Source organism: Herbaspirillum sp. 1173 (genome assembly GCF_031455335.1).
In the GTDB taxonomy this organism is placed as follows: Bacteria; Pseudomonadota; Gammaproteobacteria; order Burkholderiales; family Burkholderiaceae_D; genus Herbaspirillum; species Herbaspirillum huttiense.
In genome coordinates this window covers 136,199-151,628 of record NZ_JAVDSP010000009.1, presented here as the reverse complement: position 1 = coordinate 151,628, position 15,430 = coordinate 136,199, and the positions used below count along the sequence as shown (strand labels likewise).

Annotated in this window: 15 protein-coding genes; 4 read left to right on the top strand and 11 right to left on the bottom strand. The window is 63.1% G+C overall.

Annotated elements, in window-relative coordinates; translation table 11 throughout:
• The 9 genes from J2X56_RS22940 to J2X56_RS22900 all read right to left on the bottom strand — a co-directional run bounded on the left by J2X56_RS22940 (position 1) and on the right by J2X56_RS22900 (position 8,725).
• Positions 1-1,032 carry an aminoglycoside phosphotransferase family protein gene (locus J2X56_RS22940; protein WP_310162959.1) on the bottom strand — a complete coding sequence of 344 codons (1,032 nt, stop codon included), beginning with the start codon at positions 1,030-1,032 and terminating at the stop codon, positions 1-3.
• Positions 993-1,598, bottom strand: a complete 606-nt coding sequence (locus J2X56_RS22935) for a haloacid dehalogenase-like hydrolase (protein ID WP_209570048.1) — start codon at positions 1,596-1,598, stop codon at positions 993-995. The genes J2X56_RS22940 and J2X56_RS22935 overlap by 40 nt, the downstream gene beginning before the upstream one ends.
• Position 1,599: 1 nt before the next feature.
• Positions 1,600-2,532, bottom strand: coding sequence for a transketolase family protein (locus J2X56_RS22930; RefSeq protein WP_134223631.1), 933 nt, complete (start codon positions 2,530-2,532; stop codon positions 1,600-1,602).
• Entirely contained in the window at positions 2,529-3,356 is an 828-nt protein-coding gene (locus J2X56_RS22925; protein ID WP_310162954.1) for a transketolase, read from the bottom strand. The genes J2X56_RS22930 and J2X56_RS22925 overlap by 4 nt, the downstream gene beginning before the upstream one ends.
• 85 nt (positions 3,357-3,441) lie before the next feature.
• Entirely contained in the window at positions 3,442-4,434 is a 993-nt protein-coding gene (locus J2X56_RS22920) for a GDP-mannose 4,6-dehydratase (RefSeq protein ID WP_121040769.1), read from the bottom strand.
• A gap of 2 nt (positions 4,435-4,436) precedes the next feature.
• Positions 4,437-5,024 (bottom strand): SIS domain-containing protein, encoded by a 588-nt coding sequence (locus J2X56_RS22915; RefSeq protein ID WP_034331006.1) that lies wholly within the window; start codon positions 5,022-5,024, stop codon positions 4,437-4,439.
• Positions 5,021-5,971, bottom strand: a complete 951-nt coding sequence (locus J2X56_RS22910) for an NAD(P)-dependent oxidoreductase (RefSeq protein ID WP_034331005.1) — start codon at positions 5,969-5,971, stop codon at positions 5,021-5,023. Before J2X56_RS22910 ends, J2X56_RS22915 begins: the two co-directional genes overlap by 4 nt.
• 364 nt (positions 5,972-6,335) lie before the next feature.
• Entirely contained in the window at positions 6,336-7,178 is an 843-nt protein-coding gene (locus J2X56_RS22905; RefSeq protein WP_121041350.1) for a hypothetical protein, read from the bottom strand.
• 5 nt (positions 7,179-7,183) lie between these two features.
• Entirely contained in the window at positions 7,184-8,725 is a 1,542-nt protein-coding gene (locus tag J2X56_RS22900) for a glycosyltransferase family 4 protein (protein ID WP_227022779.1), read from the bottom strand.
• Positions 8,726-9,092: 367 nt separating this feature from the next.
• On the opposite strand from J2X56_RS22900, the gene rfbF reads away from it, so the two are divergent.
• The 4 genes from rfbF to J2X56_RS22880 are packed head-to-tail and all read left to right on the top strand — an operon-like array spanning position 9,093 to position 13,396.
• Complete coding sequence (gene rfbF, locus J2X56_RS22895) at positions 9,093-9,872, top strand: glucose-1-phosphate cytidylyltransferase (protein ID WP_121040765.1); 780 nt, start codon at positions 9,093-9,095, stop codon at positions 9,870-9,872.
• Between the two features lie 28 nt (positions 9,873-9,900).
• A complete protein-coding gene (locus J2X56_RS22890; RefSeq protein ID WP_209570054.1) occupies positions 9,901-10,458 on the top strand; it encodes a dTDP-4-dehydrorhamnose 3,5-epimerase family protein in 558 nt (185 codons plus the stop codon).
• The gene (locus tag J2X56_RS22885) at positions 10,455-11,678 is read left to right on the top strand and encodes a class I SAM-dependent methyltransferase (protein ID WP_134137055.1); all 1,224 of its coding nucleotides are present in this window, start codon (positions 10,455-10,457) and stop codon (positions 11,676-11,678) included. The genes J2X56_RS22890 and J2X56_RS22885 overlap by 4 nt, the downstream gene beginning before the upstream one ends.
• Before the next feature lie 11 nt (positions 11,679-11,689).
• Positions 11,690-13,396 (top strand): hypothetical protein, encoded by a 1,707-nt coding sequence (locus J2X56_RS22880; protein WP_310162936.1) that lies wholly within the window; start codon positions 11,690-11,692, stop codon positions 13,394-13,396.
• A gap of 41 nt (positions 13,397-13,437) precedes the next feature.
• Here J2X56_RS22880 and rfbD read toward each other — a convergent pair whose 3' ends face one another.
• On the bottom strand, positions 13,438-14,388 hold the full coding sequence (rfbD, locus tag J2X56_RS22875; RefSeq protein ID WP_310162933.1) for a dTDP-4-dehydrorhamnose reductase: 951 nt from the start codon (positions 14,386-14,388) through the stop codon (positions 13,438-13,440).
• A gap of 3 nt (positions 14,389-14,391) precedes the next feature.
• Positions 14,392-15,402, bottom strand: a complete 1,011-nt coding sequence (gene galE, locus J2X56_RS22870) for a UDP-glucose 4-epimerase GalE (RefSeq protein WP_121040756.1) — start codon at positions 15,400-15,402, stop codon at positions 14,392-14,394.
• Positions 15,403-15,430 lie beyond the last annotated feature (28 nt).

Here is a 15,430-nt window from a genome sequence, read left to right as displayed (position 1 = left end):
TTATACCAGTCTGGATTGGAAAAATTGTCGCGCCTTGTCGAGCTGGGTGCGCTTGCGCTGCTCCACTGAAATCGAGGCATCGGCAAACTGCCGTCGCCGCGCGGCCTCGGGCAGGAATTCGTTGAGCATGATGCAGCACCATTTGGCCTGCATCACCGGCAGCAGTTGCAGGGAGCGCTCACGCAGGGAGCTGGCCCGCTCGGACCAGGCCAGTGCCTGGCCGGCAAAATCCTCGAAGTCGCCAAAGGGTACCGGGACGGCGGGCTGGCAAAAGAAGTCACCGATCATCTTGGCCGGATCATCCCACCCGGCGTATTCAAAATCGATGAAGCACAACTGGCCATCAGGTCGCAGCAGGACGTTGTGAAAGCCGAAGTCGGAAGGCGATATGCAACGGTCCGCCTCCAACAGCACTGGCAGACCCTCGGCAACCAGCCGTGCACGGTGGCGCTGCCAGACTGCCGCCATCTCGCTGATCAGTGCCTGCGCTTGTGCGTCCACTGCATCGCCGGGGACGAGGGCCTGCAGGCGCGCGATGCGCCGGTCGACGCTGGTCAGGTGTTGCGTCAGATCGAAACAGGCTTCGGAGGCCGGCGGCAGATCGTGACCGTCGTGCCGCGCCGCATTGAGGGCGTGCAGAAATTGTGCGGCGTCCATGACATGGGCCGATGTCAGTCGTGCTGCGACGATCTTCTCGCCATGGACGTATTCGTAAAGGCCGACCCGCTGTTGGAGGTCGCAGGCCAGCGCGCGCGGAACGCAGCGCAAGCCGAGCTTGCCGGCGTAGCGCAGGAAACGGTACTCCGCTCCCAGGCGGTCGCGGGTATCGGCAGCATCGCTGAAATAGGCCTTGGCCAGATAGCGGCCACCCGCTGTGTCGACGGCATAGACGCGGTTGTTGCCGCCGCCGTCGAGCGCAGTGAGGCGCAGGTCGCCAGCATCCAGTCCCGACTGTGTCAGCAAGGCCGTGATGGTGGCTTGCAGCCCGGTGTTCACCATCGTTCCTCGAAGAAGGCCCGGATCCCCGGCCATCCACTGAGTCGCGTGAATTCCGATGTGGCAGCATGATTGCCCTCGGGATCGAACAGCAGGCGCACCGTCTGCGGCGGGAATCCCGGCATGCGCAGGATCTCGGGCAGATCGTCGATGAAGTAATCGCAGCCGCAGTCGGCGATGCGCGCGATCTTGGCCTCCCTGGTCGGCTCGAAATACACGGCCTGCACGGCGTCGTTCCCGGTGGCTGCGCGCAGCGTGCCGTCAATCCAGCCGGTGGCCGCCGCATGCAGATCGTGTTGCGGACCTTTGAAGGGATAGCGGGTCTTGTGGCTGATGATCAGCAGTTCGGCACCCCGCGCAGAAGCCTGACGGATGAAGTCGAACACGCCCGCAAAGGCTTCGGCCTCGCCCATGCGGGCGCCGTAGACATCGCCCTGCAGTTCGGTGAAGACGGCATCCTGGCCTGCCTCGCGCAGGTAGTCGCGCACGGCGAGCTTGGAGACCGGCAAGCTCGCCGGGACCAGTCCCTGCTCGGTTGCCACCTTGTGGAACAGCGAGTCGTAGGTGACGATGGTGTTGTCGAAATCCAGTCCGATGCGCATCTCAGCCTGCCGTCTTCCGGAACGCAGCCTCCACCTTGGCGGCGATGTTGTCGGCGGTCAGTCCGTACTTGGCGCGTGCATACTCCTGCGAGCCGATCTCGTGCATGAAGCTGTCGTCCACGCCGAAGCCAAGCAGACGCCCCTTCATGGGCTCCTGCCGCGCCAGCCATTCTGCAATGGCGCCGCCCAGGCCGCCGATGCGGCTGTGTTCTTCCACCACGCCCACCACGGCGTATCCCGCGAACGCCTGCTCCAGGCTGGCCTCATCGAGTGGCTTGATGGTGTGGAAGCTCTCCACGCGCGCCGAGATGCCGCGTGCCTGCAGCAAATCGGCTGCCGCCATCACGGTGGGCAGCAAGGTACCGGCACCGATCAGGCAGACATCGCTGCCGCTGCGCACATTGATGGCGCGGCCGATCTCGAAGTGCTCGTCCTGCTTGGGAACGATCTGCTCGCCTTTCTTTCCGATGCGGATGTAGACCGGGCCATCAAGCTTGAGCGCAGCACGCAGGCACTGGCGCAGCTCGACTTCGTCGGCCGGCGCGAGCACTGTCATGTTGGGCAGCACCCGCATGATCGCCAGGTCTTCGCAGGAATGATGGGTCGGCCCCAGTTCGGCATAGGACAGTCCGGAGCCGGTCCCCACGATGATCACCGGGACGTTGTGATAGCAGGCATCTACGCGGATCTGCTCGAAGCAGCGCGTGGTGGTGAACGGCGTGATGGTGTAGATCACGGGCCGCAAGCCGGACAGCGCCATGCCGGCGGCCACGCCCATCATGTTGGCTTCGGCGATGCCGCAGTTGAGGAAGCGCGTGCCGTTGGCGGCCTTGAACTTGTCGAACAGCTTGTTGCCGATGTCGCCCGAGAGCAGCACCACGCGCGGATCACTGCTACCCAGTTTGGTGATCTCATCTGCAAATGCGTTTCTCATGCCTGAGCTCCCAGTTCCTGATAGGCAGCGGCCACTTCGTCGGCATTGGGAATCCGGTAGTGCCAGTTGTTGTCGTCTTCCATGAAGGAGACGCCTTTGCCCTTGACGGTGTGTGCCACCACGGCAATGGGTTTTCCTTCGGGTGCGCGCGGGCGTCCCATGATCTCGACCAGGGTCGCCATGTCGTGCCCATCGATTTCCATCGCATCCCAGCCGAAGGCGCGCCACTTGTCCACCAGCGGATTCAAAGCCAGCACTTCCTCGCTGCGGCCGGTGGCCTGCCACTTGTTGAAGTCGACCAGCACCATCAGGTTGCCGGTACGCTGGGCCGCGGCCATCATGGCGGCTTCCCAGACCGAACCTTCATTGCATTCGCCGTCACCCAGCAGCACCGTGACGTCATAGCGCTGTTGCTGGATGCGACCGGCCAGGGCCATGCCCAGGCCGATCGGCAGACCATGGCCGAGCGAGCCGGTAGCGGCCTCGATACCGGGCAGGTGATCAGGCGTCGGGGGGTGTTCGGCGAAGATGCCGCCGTCCTTGCCATAGTCGTCCAGCATCGCGATCGGGTAGAAGCCGCGCAAGGCCAGCACCTGGAACAGTGCGGCAGCGCCGTGCCCCTTGCTGAGGATGAAACGGTCCCGCAGCGGGTCGGCCGGCCTGGAAGGATCAATGCGCAGCGTACTGAAATAAGCCGCCGTGAGGATGTCCACGCAGGAAAGGCAGGAGCCCAGGTGCGGTGTCTGGGTGCGGTGCGCATTCTCGATGATGCGGCCACGCAGCTGGCTGGCTGTTTTCTTCAGCGCGGTAATGTCTTGGGCCATAACGATCTATCCAAAAGCAATGCCCGTTCTTTCAAACGGGCAGCAAAACGATGCGGCATTCGCCGAGGCTGCATATCAGTGCGGCTCAGGGCTTGTGGACGTAGTTCCATTCCATGGCCTGCATGGCGTCCAGGTTCTGCCGGACCCAGCTGACGCATTCATCCAGTCCTTCGTCGAGCGAGACTTTCACGTTCCAGTCCAGGCTCTGGCGCAGCTTGCTGCTATCCAACATGTAGGCGGCATCCTTGCCCAGGCGCTCGCCGACGATCTCGACGTTGGCCGCAAAATCCACGTCCAGCTTGGCGCAGATGCGCTCGACCAGTTCGCGCACGCTGACGATCTCGTCGGTGGAGATGTGGTAAGTCTGGCCATTGATACCGCGCGTGGCGATGGCGTGGGTGGCGCTCGATACATCGCGCATGTGGATGAAGGAGCGGCGCGAGAGTCCACCGCCATGCAGCTGCAGTTTCTTCCCGGTCAGCACCGAGAGGATGGTGCGCGGAATGATGCGATACAACTGCTGGCCCGGACCGTAGACGTTGGCGGCCCGGGTGAACACTACCGGGAAACCGTAGGCATCGAAGTAGGTCTTCAGGCTCATGTCGGCCGCCGCGCGGGACACCGCATAGGGCGTGCTCGGGTTGAACGGCGTGTCTTCCTTGATGAAGCCATCGGTACTGCCATACACCTCGGGTGTGGTGATGTGCACGTACTTGTCCAGGAAGTCGCACTGGCGCAGCACTTCGTGCAGGCGGATGGTCGCCATGACGTTGGTCTCGAACCAGTGTTCCGGATTCTTCCAGCTTTCGGCGACCATGCTTTGCGCGGCGAAGTTGACCACGATGGCGGGCTTCTCGCGCTGAATCAATTCGGTCAGCGCGGCCAGGTCCTTGTTGAGGTCATACGGGTAGAACGTGAATGCGGCCTGATGCTCGGACCAGCGATAAGGCAGGAACGCGCGATGCGGCTCCTGTGAACGGCTCACGCCGATGACGTCGTTGCCGTTGCGCAGCAGGTAATCCACGAAGCTGGCACCGGAAAACGAGTTGCTGCCGATGATGAGATATTTTGCCGACATGTTCATTCCACTGCGGGTTTGTTTTCGTACAGCCACTGCATGACCATATGCCCCACGATCACCTGCATGTCCTCGGCGATCTGCATGTCATCCACCGCAAAGTGGACCGGGATGTCGCACAGGTCCTTGGCCTTGCCGCCGCTGTAGCCGAGGATGGCGCAGGAAAGCACGTCCATCTTCCTGGCCTGTTCCAGCGCACGCAGGATGTTGCCCGAATTGCCGCTGCCCGACAGCACGATCAGCAGATCGCCCGGTTGCGCCTGCACGGCCAGCTGCTCGGAGTAGATGTGGTCGTAGCCGATGTCGTTGGCCAGGCAGGTCAGCACGGCGGCATTGGCCGACAGCGCCGAGACCCGCATGCCGCCGCCCGTGCGCTTGGCGATGCCGTACAGGAAATCATTGGCCAGGTGGATGGCATTGCCGGCGCTGCCACCATTGCCGCACAGAAAGACCTGGCGGCCCTTGAGCCAGCATTCCTGCATGGCCTGCGCCAGGCGGCCCACGCCATTCCAGTCCGAACCTGCCAGTACCGCCTGCAGGCGGGTGGCGTAATCCTGGAACGCCGTCAGCGAAACCGGTGCCGGGCTCATGCCGCCTTGGGAGACAGTACGGTCTGCTCCATCCACTTCAGGTTGTAATAGCGGTCCTCATCCTTGAGCACGCCGCTGCGGTACTTCTCGATGATCTCGGTGATGGCGGTCTCGACCGACTTGGACGGCTTGAAACCGGTGGCCAGCAGCTTGTCCGAATTCACGCGGTAAGAGCGCGGATCGTTCGATTCGGTCACCACGATGTCCACCGGGATGTGCTTGGCCACCATGCGCGCGATGTCCAGGATGGAGATGTTCTCGAAGCCGGCGTTGTAGACGCCGGTGATTTCCGGATGATCGATCAGGTGCAGGTAGACATCGGTGATGTCATCGATATGGATGTTCGGACGCACCTGGGTGCCGCCGAACACGGTGATCTTGCCCTTGGCCAGCGCCTGCATCGTCAGCAGGTTCACCGACACGTCCAGGCGCATGCGCGGCGAGTAGCCGCACACGGTGGCCGGACGCACGATCTGGACGATCATGCGGTCCTTGTAGCTCAGCAGCACCGGCTCGGAGACCATCTTGGTCTTGTTGTATTCGGAGATCGGCTTCAGTTCCAGGTCTTCGGTGACCTGCAGCTCTTCCTTGACGCCGTAGACGCTGCCGGAAGAAGCGTAAATGAATTGTTTGACACCCTTGCGCACGGCCTTGTCGGCCAGTTGCATGGTGGCCAGTGCGCTGACCTCCCAGGTCAGCTTGGGATCGAGATCACCGCAGGGATCGTTGGCGACCGACGACAGGTGAATGATCGTGTCGACACCGTCCAGATTGATCTGGTCGATGTTGCGCACGTCACCTTCGGTCACGGTCAGGTTGGGGTGGGGGGCCAGATAATTGCCGAACCACATGATGTCCAGCACATGCACCTTGTAGCCGCGCGCCAGCAGTTTGGGGACGAGAACGCTGCCTTTGTAGCCGCAGCCGCCGGTGACCAGAATATTCATATCTACGCGTGATTCCCTAATGTAAAAACTGTCAGTGGTGATCGCGCCATGGCTGGCCAAAGCGGATCAGGCCGGCGGCTGCGGATACCTCGGCCGAGGCCGTACCGTGCGCTTGCAGCGCAGGAAATTTCCCTGGAGAAATATCACAGAGAGTCTTGCCCATGCTTGCATCTTGACAGCTTGGGCAGGCGGACGACGGCCACATAAGCGAGGAAACTTGCCCCCTATTTATCGCATGGACGTCATTGAAGGATCGCCCGCGCGCAGGTAGGCAAGCCCGCACCGATGCGTTCATCTACGGAAGGAAAGGGCAAAACTTGAATGGCCGGATGGCCGCCGCGCCGGCGCGGCGTCCGGTGTAGGATCAGAAGAAGCTGGCCGGGCGATCCTGTCGGTACTCGGGATCGCAGCGCCGCAGCAGGTCGTGGCGCAGGGCGTGGAAACGATCGAGGTAAGCCTGGTCGGCCGAATGCAGGTAGGCAGTCTTGAGCGCATCCAGGATCACCATCTCGTCGCGGCAGGGATAGAACAGCGGGTCACCGAAGCGCATGGCGGCAATGTTCAGATTCGTCACCTGCAGTTCGGGCATGAGCGCCATCACCAGCGAACCGATGCGCTCCATGATGAAAACCTTCATCTGCACCGTACTCTTGCCATAGTCGGTGACTTCGTTGAGCTTGCGCGCCAGTGGCGTGGCATTGGCCTCCGCCAGGGCGAACATGTGCTCGTTGATGGCGAACCACTTGTCCCAGAACACGGGCTTGGCAATGATGTAATTGCAGTACGCGGTGGAGCGAAAATTGTTGATCAGCGATTGCAGGTTCACTTCCAGTCCGATGTCGGCCATCAGCGCCTGCGCGACCGGAACGATGCCGGGATGGCGCCGGGCGCCCTGTTCGAAGACGCTCAGGTAGGCCGAGGCATCCGACATCGACGGCGAGAACGTGTACACATCCGCGCCAGGGCGGCTGTCCATGAAGGCGTGCACCTGCTGCGCGTTCATGCGCGTCTTGTCGAAGAACAGCGGAGAGAGGAAACCGTAGTAATCGTCCTCATTGAGCGCCGTGTTCAGGAAATAATTGCGGATGCCCCAGTACTCGCGCCAGTCAGGCCGGGGATTGCCGACGATCTCAAGCGGCGTGAAGCCGGGATCCAGCATGCGGCGGCTGGCTTCGTCGTAGTGGATCTGCAGGATGTGCTTGTTCATGGTCATCAGGGGGCCAGGCAACGGCTGTAGACATCGTGATAGTGGGCGGCCTTGGCGGCCAGGTCGAAGCCTTCACGCACTTCCTTCTGCCCGGCGGCGGCCAAGGCGTGGCGCTTCCCGGGCGATTCGATCAGTTGCGTGATGGCGTCCAGCCATGCCTGGCTTGAATTGGGCATCAACAGTCCGGTGACCTCATGCGTGACGACCTGGCTGTACACGGAGACGTCGCTGAAGACGGAGGCGATACCGGCCGCCGAGTAATCGAGCCACTTGATGTAGCTCTTGCATTGATTGTATTCGTCGCTGGCCAGCGGGATCAGCGCAATATCCCAGTTCCACTGGCGCAATTGCGCCGCATAGTCCACGTACTGATGCACGAAGGTATGGAAGGTCGTCAGCGGATGGCCGGCCCAGCCCTGCGGGCACTCCCAGCCGACGAAGTCGATGTGCAGGCGCGTACCGTAGCGCTCCACCAGGGCGCGCAAGGCCTGGTCGACCAGCGCGAAATTGGAGGGCTGGATGGAAGAGCCCAGCAGCCCGATGTTGATGCGTCCGTCGGGGGCGGTGGACTGGGGAACCGGACGGTAGAACAGATCGAAATCGATGTAGTTGGGCAGGACGTGGACCGCCGCATTGAGCTCGCGGTACTTGGCGGCGAGGAATTCGGTGGAGACCACGACGGCCTTCGCATGCCGCACCGCGAACTCGATGCCGGTCTTCCAGGCCGCGCCTTGCTGGGCTTCAGGATGGTCGGCCGGAATCTCGTTGAGCAGGTCGTCGGACTCGTAGATGATGGGAACCTTGGAACTGAAGATGGTGCGCAGCACGTCCAGCGACATCAGGCCGGGGGTGTAGCGATGCAGCAGTATCAGGTCGGCATCGGCCAGGTAATTGCTCTGCAGCTGGCCATTCTGGATACCCCAGACCAGTTCCCACTCGTCCTGCAGATGGGCGAAGGGACGGATCAGGCGGATCTGCGGGCAAGGGCTCCAGGTCGATTCCACCGAATACACCACCAGCCGTTTCTTGCGGCGCGTCGGGGCCGGTGCGGGCGCAAAGGCCGGCGCTGCAGGAGGCGCGTTGAAGCGCCGCTGGCTGGCCAGGATGAAGTCGTCCAACTGCCCCGCCACCAGGTCGCGGCGGGCTGCCTGGTCCGCCGCTGGTAGCAGCGGCAATTCCAGCAGTTGCACGCCGCCACCGAGTCCGGGCTGCCAGGCCAATGGCAATTCGCCGGCCAGCGCGGCCTGTCCAGGCTTGAGCAGGAAACGCACCACGTTCACTGCGGACAGGGGATTGCCGGCCACGCTGCCGGCGTAGATCACGATGGGATTGCGTCCGGCCGCCAGGTGGGCGTTGATGAGCTCTTGCGTCAGTCGCGGCGTGCGCAGGGCGGTGCTGCCTTCTTCGGTGACATAGGCTTCTTCGCCCCACAGGTTCAGCGCGTGGCAGAGGCGATGCAGCAGCAGGGCTTCTTCCGATTGGGTGGAGAAGGCGGGCGCAAAGATGTAGTAGGGGGAGTGCAGCCGGGCGAACAAATCTGGTCTCATATGCTACTCGGTGGTCTGTCTCTGGGTGGCTCGATGATCTGCGCAACGGACAGCGCCCCGGCTTCCTGGCCCCGGCGGCGGCATCCAGGCGCTGCGCCCCCTGCAGGGCAGACCTCATGCAATCGGGGCAGTATAGCAGCGCACTTTTGCGGGGAATGGTCTGAATTGGCGGCAAAGAGGGCGACAAATCCTCGCATGGCCGGCTGCTGCGGCGGACTGCAAAAAGCCAAATTGGCCTCGATAAACCGCCCAGACCCACGGTTGTTCCCGCTGGCAAAGCCGGTAACATAGGCATCTTTGGTGAGAGTGTTGCTTTGGATGCAATACTTTCATGGCTGACGGATCATCACTCATCTAGGGGTACAAATTGAAAGTCGTCATTCTCGCCGGCGGTCTGGGTACGCGGCTTGGGGAAGAAACCGATGTGCGTCCGAAACCGATGGTGGAGATCGGTGGCAAGCCCATCCTGTGGCACATCATGAAGGGTTATTCGCAGCACGGCTTCAATGAGTTCGTGATCCTGCTGGGCTACAAGGGTTACCTGATCAAGGAATTTTTCGCCAACTACTTTCTGCATCAGGGCGATGTCACCATCGATCTGGCCGACAACCGGGTGGAAGTCCATCGCAACAAATCCGAGCCGTGGAAAGTGACGCTGGTGGAAACCGGCCTGTCGACCCAGACGGGTGGCCGTTTGCTGGCCGCCCGCGACTATCTCAAGGAGGGCGATTTCATGCTCACCTATGGCGATGGCGTTTCCGATGTCGACGTGACCGCTCTGGTGGCGCATCACCAGGCCAATCCCCAGGCACTGGTGACCATGACCACGGTGCAGCCCGAGGCGCGTTTCGGCATGGTGCAGACCGATGAGGCCGGCTTCATCCGCGATTTCCGCGAGAAGCCGCCGGGAGACCTGGGCTGGATCAACGGCGGCTTCATGGTATGTCGCCAGGGCGTGTTCGATTACCTCAAGGAAGGCGAGGGCACCATCTTCGAACGCGCCCCGCTGGAGCAGATCGCAGGGGATGGAAGGCTGCTGAACTGGCCGCACCACGGATTCTGGAAATGCATGGACACCCTGCGCGACAAGATCCAGCTCAACCAGATGTGGGACCAGGACCAGGCACGATGGAAGACCTGGAGCTGAGCCCGTCCTGCGGGCGCGGGGAGTGCGCATGAACCTGCAGATCACGCCCACCGGAATCGCGGGGGCGGCGGTGGTGTCCAGTGTGCGACGCGGTGACGCGCGCGGCAGCTTCGCGCGCTGGTTCTGCGACGAGGAACTGGTACCGGTATTGCAGGGCAGCCGCATCGTGCAGGTCAACAATTCGTTCACGGCCGAGCCCGGCAGCGTACGCGGCATGCACTTCCAGCATGCGCCCCACGCGGAAAAGAAACTGATTCGCTGCCTGGCAGGCCGCGTCTTCGATGTGGTGCTGGACTTGCGCAAGGGCTCGCCCACCTTCCTGCAGTGGCGCGGCGTCGAGCTGGCGGCCGGTGACGACCGCGCGCTGCTGGTGCCGGAAGGCTGTGCGCACGGTTTCCAGGTCCTGGAAGCGGGCAGCTCGCTGCTCTACCTGCATACTGCTCCCTATGTCCCGCATGCCGAAGGCGGTGTGCGCCATGATGATCCACGCGTGGCCATTGCCTGGCCGCTGCCGCCGCAGAACCTGTCGCCACGCGACCTCCAGCATCCGCTGCTGGCTCCCGATTTCGATGGAATACCGCTATGAAATGCCGCCACTGCCAGACCGAACTGCATGACACATTCCTCGACCTGGGTTTCTCACCGCCCTCCAACGCTTATCTGAGGGCCGAGGATCTGCGTCGTCCTGAAACCACCTATCCGCTCAAGGTGATGGTGTGCCGCCAGTGCTGGCTGGTCCAGACCGAGGATTACACGCACTACGACCAGCTCTTTGCCACCGATTACGCCTACTTCTCATCCACCTCAAGCACCTGGCTGGCGCATGCCGCGCGCTATGTGGACATGATTGCGGCACGCCTGAACCTGAACGCGCAATCCCTGGTGGTCGAACTGGCCGCCAATGATGGGTATCTCCTGCAGTACGTGCAGCAGAAGGGCATCCCCTGCTTGGGCGTGGAGCCCACCACCAGCACGGCTGACGCCGCGCGTGCCAGGGGCATTGCGATCGTCGAGGAATTTTTCGGCGTGGCACTTGGCCAGCGGCTGCGCGAGAGCCACGGTGCTGCAGACCTGATTGCCGCCAACAACGTGCTGGCGCATGTCCCGGACATCAATGATTTCGTTGGCGGCATGCGTGCCCTGCTGGCACCGCAAGGGACGGTGACGGTCGAGTGTCCCCACCTGTTGAACCTGATCGCTCAGGCACAGTTCGATACCGTCTACCACGAGCATTTCTCCTATCTCTCGCTGGTGGCGGTACAGCGCGTGATGCAATCGCAGGGGCTGCGCGTCTACGACGTCGAGGAGCTGCCGACCCACGGTGGCAGCCTGCGCATCTATGCCTGCCATGCCGATGCCGCCATCGCCGCCACGCCGGCCGTGCAGGCCATGCTGGCACGTGAGCGGGAGGCCGGGCTGGAGCGCATCGAGGGCTATGCAGGGTTCCAGGCGCGTGCCGAAGAGATCAAGTTGCAGTTGCTGTCCTTCCTGTTGGAGCAGAAGCGCGCCGGCAAGAAGGTGCTGGCCTATGGCGCCGCTGCCAAAGGCAACACGCTGCTCAATTATTCCGGCGTGCATCCCGATCTGCTGGCCATGGTCGCCGATGCTGCACCTTCCAAGCAGGACAAGTACATGCCAGGCAGTCATATTCCCATCGTTTCCCCGCAGCGCCTGCTCGACGAAAAACCGGACGTGGTGCTGATCCTGCCCTGGAACATCAAGGACGAGGTCGCGCAGCAGCTGGCCGAGATCCGTGCGTGGGGCGGCCGCTTCGCCATCGCGGTGCCGCAGCTTCAGGTGTGGTGAGGGAGGCCAACATGCATATTCATCTGTTGCAGCTCGCTCCGTCGACCGTCCCGGTAGCGCCAGGCTTCCAGCACGTGCTCACCCCTGCGCCTGACGCTTGGGGCGATCTGTTGGCCATGCGCCGCTTTTTTCATGAACAGGCTATCGATGGTGAGGCTTGCTATGCCTTCGTCACGTCGGCATTTCTCGGCCAGACCGGTCTGGATGCGGCTGGCGTGCGCAGTCTGATCGAGGCGAATCCGCAAGCCGCCGCCTGGACCTTCATGCCGCATCCGCTGGAGGCCTGTGGCCAGCTCAACCTGCTGCTGCAGGCGGAGCAGCACCTGGAGGGTTTCGCCGCGCTGGCCAAGCGTTTCCTGCAGGCGCTGGGCTTGCAACTGGACCCGCTGCATTTCGTGCCGCAGTGGCAGAACAATGTGCCGCACGGTTTCATCGCGGCCAAGCCGGCGTTCTGGCAAACCTGGTTTGATCTGGCCGAACGCCTGTTCCAGATGGCCGAGCAGGAGCCGGGTGAGTTGCGCGCGGCACTGCAGCGCCAGGCAGCATCCGGCGAGTCCGGACGGTCGCTGCTGGCGGCACGCCTGGGCTCCCTGGTGCTGGGACTGGACCAGCAACTGCGCGTATGGCATTGCCCGCCGGCGCTGATGCCGGCTGCCCTGCCCGTGGCTGCTGCCGACCTGGCAGAACTGGAAGCCTTGCGCAACGCCTATGCGGCCAGCGGTGACGCCGCTGATCTGCAGCGTTTCAGCTTGCGCAGCGGACAGTTGAGTGGCGCGCCGGCCCGGCCGCCTGCGCCGCTGTCGGCACCGCTCGCCGCTGCGTCATCTCCATCGCCATCGCTGACGCTGGCACCGCGCACGCTGGCGCAGCCCGATAACGCGGCGGCCCAGGCCGCGCGTGGCGAGCTGGTGTTTGGCTGCATGACCCACGTGCCGTTGCCGGTGAAATTCCCCGATCATGTGCTGCCGATCTACCTCGGCGAGGCCCAGCATGAGGGCGCGCTCAACCTGCGCGACCTGGCACCCCAATGGGTCCCTTATCACCCCATCGTGGCCGGCATGCTCGGCAACTTTGCCTTGCGCAACCTGATCCTGCGCGACTACCCCCACGTCAAGCGCGTGGGCGTTTGCCTGTACCGCAAGTTCATTTCGCGCGAGCGCATCAGCGGCGTGCCTGCTGAAGACAACTGGATGATGGACGTGGTCTCCGACAAGGAATTCGCACGGCTGTCGCTGGAGCAGATGATGGAGCCGGGCGAGCAGGAATTCCTGGTTGGCAAGACCTGCGGGTTCAAGGTGAGCGGCCGGGATGCCGGCTATCTGTCGCATTACGCGGTCTCGCATCACGCCGAGGATCTGTTGCGCTATGCGGCTGCCGCAACCGAGCTGGGGGTCTTCGCACGCAGCGAGGCCGAGCTGTTCTTCAACGAGAAGACCTTCTTCATGGGCGGCATCGAGATGGGCGTGTTTCCTGCCGATTTCTGGCTGCGCACCGTGGAGCAGATCGAAGCCGTGACCTGGTATTGCGTCCAGCACTACGACACCCGCCGCGAAGGCTATCAATCCCGCGCGTGGGCATTCTGCGCTGAACGCCTGGGCAGCTACCTGCTCCTGCGCGAACTGCGCGCACGCTACGGTGATCCGGGCTACATGCGTTTCTTTGGACAGCTCAATCTCATCACCCGTGGTGACCAGACCAAATACGTCCCCAGCCACTGACCAGGTTCATCACGGCCCGGCTGCCGATACCGCCTGCGTCTTCAGTCAGGGAGCAGCTTGCCCTGATCGAGCTGGTAGTGGTCGATGATCTGCTGCAGGCAGGCCGTGGCGTCCTCATCCCACGCGGGCAGGGTGATGCCGAAGCGCAGTTCCAGCTTGCTGCAATCCAGCCGTGAATTGAGCGGACGCTCGAGCGGCGTAGGGTAGGAAGAGGTCGGTACCGGGGTGATCTGGTCCAGTCCCTTGAGCTTGACCGGGACGCCACGCGCCATCAGCTCGCGCGCCACCAGTTGCGCATAGCGATGCCACGACGTGGCTCCCTGCGCGGTGAGGTGATAGATGCCGCTGGTGGCCGCAACTTTCTCGCGCCCGCCGTCGGTCCCGGCCAGCATGCGGCAGCAGACCGCCGCAATGGTGGAGGCCCAGGTCGGTGCCCCGAACTGGTCGCCCACGATGGTATAGCTTTCCTTCTGCTGGGCCAGGCGAATGGCCGTCTTCATGAAATTGTTGCCCGTGCGGTTGTAGACCCAGCTGGTCCGCAAGATCCAGTGGGCTGCGCCGCTGGCGGCGATGGCCAGTTCGCCGTCACGCTTGCTGGCACCGTAGACATTCAGCGGATGGGTCGGCATGTCTTCCGTATAGGCACCGGGGTGCTGTCCGTCGAACACGTAATCGGTGGAGAAGTGGATCAGGGCAGCCCCCAGCCGCGCGGCCTCCTGCGCCAGGAGGGCGGGCGCGTCGGTGTTGATGCGACGCGCCAGCTCAGGTTCGGACTCGGCCTTGACCACCGCCGTGTAGGCGGCCGGGTGGATGATCAGATCGGGCCGGGCGTCGCGTACCGCCGTGCGCAGCGCATCCGCGTCGGTGAGGTCGAGATGCCCGCGCACGGGCGCGATCACATCGAGGCCGGCCGGCATGACACGCAGGCGGCGCAGGAATTCACTGCCGACCTGGCCGCTGCTGCCGGTGAGCAGGATGCGCATGGGTTTCATGGCTCAGGGCTTGAAGCCGTTCGGATTGTTCTGCTGCCAGCGCCACGAGTCGGCGCACATGGCGTCCAGTCCCAGCCTGGCTTCCCAGCCCAGCTTGCGGCGCGCTTCGGCCGGATCGGCATAGCAGGAGGCGATATCGCCCGGGCGCCGCGCGGCGATGGTGTAGGGGATGGGTTTGCCGGCGGCCTTTTCATAGGCCTTGACCACATCCAGCACGCTGTAGCCATTGCCGGTACCGAGATTGACCGCGAAGCATTGCGGTTCGGTCAGTGCCTGCAGGGCGGCCAGGTGGCCGGTCGCCAGGTCGACTACGTGGATGAAATCGCGCACGCCGGTGCCATCCGGGGTCGGATAATCGCCGCCCCAGATGCTCAGTTTTTCACGGCGGCCCACGGCGACCTGGGCGACATAGGGCATCAGGTTGTTGGGGATGCCACCCGGATCTTCGCCGATCATGCCGCTTTCATGCGCGCCGACCGGGTTGAAGTAGCGCAGCAGGGCGATCTTCCAGTCCGGATGGGCGCGATGGTAATCGCGCAGCATGTCTTCGATGACGATCTTGCTGCGGCCATACGGATTGCTGGCCGACAGCGGATGGGATTCCGTCAGCGGCAGGTATTGCGGGTCGCCGTAGACCGTCGCCGAGGAGGAGAAGACGATGGTCTTCACGCCCGTGGCTTCCATGGCCTCCAGCAGGCGCACGGTGCCGACCACGTTGTTGTCGTAGTACATGAGCGGCTTTTCCACCGACTCGCCCACGGCTTTCAGGCCGGCGAAATGGATGACCGCGTCGCATTTGAACTCGCGCAGCACGCTTTCCAGCTGATCGCGGTTGCGAATGTCCCCCTTGACCAGCGCCAGTGAACGGCCGGTGATCTGTTGCACTCTCGCCACCGACTCCGGGCTGCTGTTGCAGAAATTGTCGAAGACGATCACTTCGTGGCCTGCCTTGAGCAATTCCACGCAGGTATGTGAACCGATGTAGCCGGCACCGCCGGTGACGAGGATGTTCATGTGAGCTTCTCTTGGTAAGTTGGCAACA